The sequence below is a fragment of the Agrococcus sp. KRD186 genome (genome assembly GCF_017168255.1).
Classification (GTDB): domain Bacteria; phylum Actinomycetota; class Actinomycetes; order Actinomycetales; family Microbacteriaceae; genus Agrococcus.
Genome location: NZ_JABFAP010000008.1, coordinates 1 through 3,218, shown reverse-complemented (window position 1 = coordinate 3,218; position 3,218 = coordinate 1). Strand labels below are relative to the sequence as shown.

Sequence of the window (3,218 nt, the reverse complement as noted above, 5' to 3'; positions counted from 1 at the left end):
CGCGACGACGCGCGGAGCGGAACCATCAGACGTGGGCAGAACTCGTGGCCACCAGCGGGCAGATCTGCTGGCCATCTACGGGCAGTTCTCGTGACCGCCTACGGGCAGTTTCACATGGCCGCCAACATCAGTTCGCGAACGCTCGGATGAACGGCTGGTTCTAGAACGGGCGCCGTACTCGCGGAAGGCGTCGCCGAAGGAGTCGATGCTGCGGTCGTTCATTGGCTCATCTCCGATGATGGTGCCGACGCAGCGCCTCGACCACGGTCAAGACGTAATCTCCCAGCCGCTCGACGCGACCGGGCAGCTGCGCGGCGCGAGACCGAGAGGCGGCCGACCACGGGGGCAGGTGCGTAGCGCTGAAGAAGTCCCGCTCCGGATCGTCGGCGTGATGCATCAGCACCAGGCGATGGCCCGCCTCGGCGAGAGCGCTGATTGTCTCTGGCCGGAGGTACGAAGCTGCGCCGAAAAGCGACACGACGGTCGCGGATGGGGCAAGGTTGCGGGCGGCGAGGTAGGCCTCTGCGCTCATCACATGCACGTCGCGCACCCACTGATGCTTGAACAGCAACGAGTGCAGGAGGCCTCGGCTCGCTTCCACAGCCGTGCACCCGCCGGCGCGGGATGCGAGCCCGAGATCGAGTGCCGCGCCGGTACGCGCGCCGAGGTCCAGCACGTGGTTTGCTGGCCCGCCAACCGGCGCTGCGTCTCGAAGGCGATCTGCGAAAGCGGCCAGTCCCGCGGACTCGAATGCATCGTCGAAATCGAGCGCGCGCAGATCCCACGGCGATGGCACAGCAGGCGCCGTGCTCGGCGCATCCTGCCGCCCGTACTCCGCTGTCAGGGGCGCGATGTTCAACGCCTTGCTCACGCTGGTGCGATGCGACATCAGCCAGAGCTTCACACCGTGTTGCATCGATCGCTGCCCGAGCGGCTCGCGACCGTATGCGACTTCGACGTCCGGCAAGTGCAGTTCAATGTTGAGCCGTCGAAAAAACCTCCTAGGCATCCCCATGCCGTGAATGACGCGAGCCGCGCGCTCGTACGTCTGCGCGTCAAGTTGACGCCCCTTGATCACGTACGCGTGCTCAGCACCGCCTTCGAACGTCGACGCCCACTTCCACGCCCACGCTGGCGACTGTTCCTCGAACCAACGAAGTTCGCCCTCGTCCATCACCTTGCGCATCACCCATCACTTCGGATCGCGTCGCCCGCGAAGTCGACGCACCCGATGATGGTGGGCACCACTGACGCTTCGCGCTCCTGCACGAGCGCACTACAAAGATCGGTCGAGCAAGCTGAGCACCTCCTCGTGCAAGCGCCTGTCGTCCGAAGAGAGCCCTTCGAGGACCTCACGAAGCGACACTGCGGATTGACGGATTCTCTTCCCACCGGCGTACGTCAGGAAGATCTGCGAGTACTCGGGTGGGGGACTGTCGAAGGCATCCGCCCAGTTGGGATCCCGTTCGATCGCATGCCAGGCGGAAGGACCGAACTTGAGCTGGATCCTGGACTGCCCGGGACCCGGCTCGGCGGCTTCCAGGTCCAAGTTGACGGTCCATTGGTAGACGCCCTGGAAGTTCGAGCTCACCGCTCGCACCAGCTCGCCGCCCACTGATTCGCTCAGCTGCAGCGCGAGGACTTGCTCGCTGAAGCTGCGAAGCTGCTGCTTCGCGGTGAGCAAGAGCTCGCGGCCTTCACCGAATCGTTCCCTCGCCTGATCCGCCAGATCGCTGGCGAACTGCTCTGCCGCACGTTCGTTGCGTTGAGTCCCGTACCGATGCGCCTCGCCCGTCGAGCACATCGCGACCACGAAGTCGAGCACGGTCTGATCGTTCATGGATCGGCCTCCTTGCGAGAACTTGTGCCGCAGTTGTTCGATGAACCAGTAGGCCGCAGCGTTGTTCCGTTGATAGACATGGTCGGTGCTCAACGACTCCACGAGGCGATCAGCCAGCCGTCCGTAGGTGACGACCACCGCCTCCTCCCATCGCTGAGTCTGCCGTGCGCGATCGATGTCGCGGCTCAGCAGCACGACCGCGCCACGTTTGCCGTCCCGCTGGCTGTACCGCAGGTAATTCGCGTAGCTGTGTCCGTGCCCGTCCGAGGTGTAGTAGTTCTCGATCACGAGCACAGCGTCGTCGCTCTCGAGCACCAGGTCCGCGATGTCGGTGTCTTCGTCGCCCACGGCGGTATTGCGCTCCTGCCCGACCCAATAGCCAGTGCTCACAAACGGCTCATCACCGGGTCGCGCGCGATTCACCTCATCGACAAAGATCCGGACGAACCGGTCGTCCAGTCCGTGTGTGCCGTCGACCGCGAGCAGCCATCTGAACACATTGGAGATCTGCTTCTCGTGCAGCCCATGATGCATGACGTCGAACACATTGAACTCGGGGCCTAGCGGCCGGCTGAGCACGGGCAGCAATCCGGTGATGAAATCGTTGGCCAAACCTCACCCCCTGCGCTGGATGGTCCGCGTCCTTCAAGCATATTCAGTCAAGTACCCGAGCTGACCTGCGGGGTCCGAGCGGCATGCCCGAACAAAGCGCGTCCGCGGCTTGCCACTGAGCCGAACTTACGGAGTAGCCGCTCTACCTGCTCGCGGCCGGCGACAGACGAGGTCACCGTCTCGAGATCGTCGCGCAGTGCAGTCAGCGCGGCACGCAGCGCCAGGTCTGCGTCGCTCAAGGACGTCGCTACCTAGTCGTCGAGCCGATAGGAGTGCGCATCGGTCGTCAGTCCGACCAGCACGTCCAGGAAGATCTTCACCTGCCGACCGCCACCAGGCGCTTCCGGAGCCATCGGGCGGGCACGGGACCGGTGCGCATCAACGACCCGTTACCGCCGGAGCGCCCCGCGCTGCTGCGCGCCGCTCGTGCTCGGCGCGAGCGGCGATCCCAGCACCGCGCCGATCTGGGACGACGACATCCTTGGCGCCGTGAAACCACGCCGCACACTCGCCGGCGATCCGGTCGAGCGAGCACCCATCTCCGACCTGGATCGTGTCACTTCGGGCTGATTTCGTGACTTGAGGTTCGTTCTGCCGTGAGTTTCCGGGGTTGTTGGTGTCCGTATGGGGCACTAATGGCAATGCCGTTCGGTTAGCCGTCGGGCGGTGATGTCAAGCAGCGCGTCCGCGTGGCTCCCGTTGGAGAGCCGCAGCCCTTGTAGAAGTGGATCTGTCCGCCAAGACCGATCTCTTCACAAGGGCTGCG

At 64.5% G+C, this 3,218-nt stretch carries 2 protein-coding genes; both read right to left on the bottom strand.

Annotated features, from left to right (window positions below; translation table 11 throughout):
• Positions 1–226: 226 nt before the first annotated feature.
• The gene (locus J1M46_RS14990) at positions 227–1,186 is read right to left on the bottom strand and encodes a hypothetical protein (RefSeq protein WP_206448791.1); all 960 of its coding nucleotides are present in this window, start codon (positions 1,184–1,186) and stop codon (positions 227–229) included.
• A gap of 90 nt (positions 1,187–1,276) precedes the next feature.
• A complete protein-coding gene (locus tag J1M46_RS14985; protein WP_206448790.1) occupies positions 1,277–2,452 on the bottom strand; it encodes a PD-(D/E)XK nuclease family protein in 1,176 nt (391 codons plus the stop codon).
• Positions 2,453–3,218: the final 766 nt, after the last annotated feature.

Excerpts from the sequence above, each read along its gene's own strand:
- J1M46_RS14990 (WP_206448791.1), bottom strand. The coding sequence starts at position 1,186 with ATGCGCAAGGTGATGGACGAGGGCGAACTTCGTTGGTTCGAGGAACAG.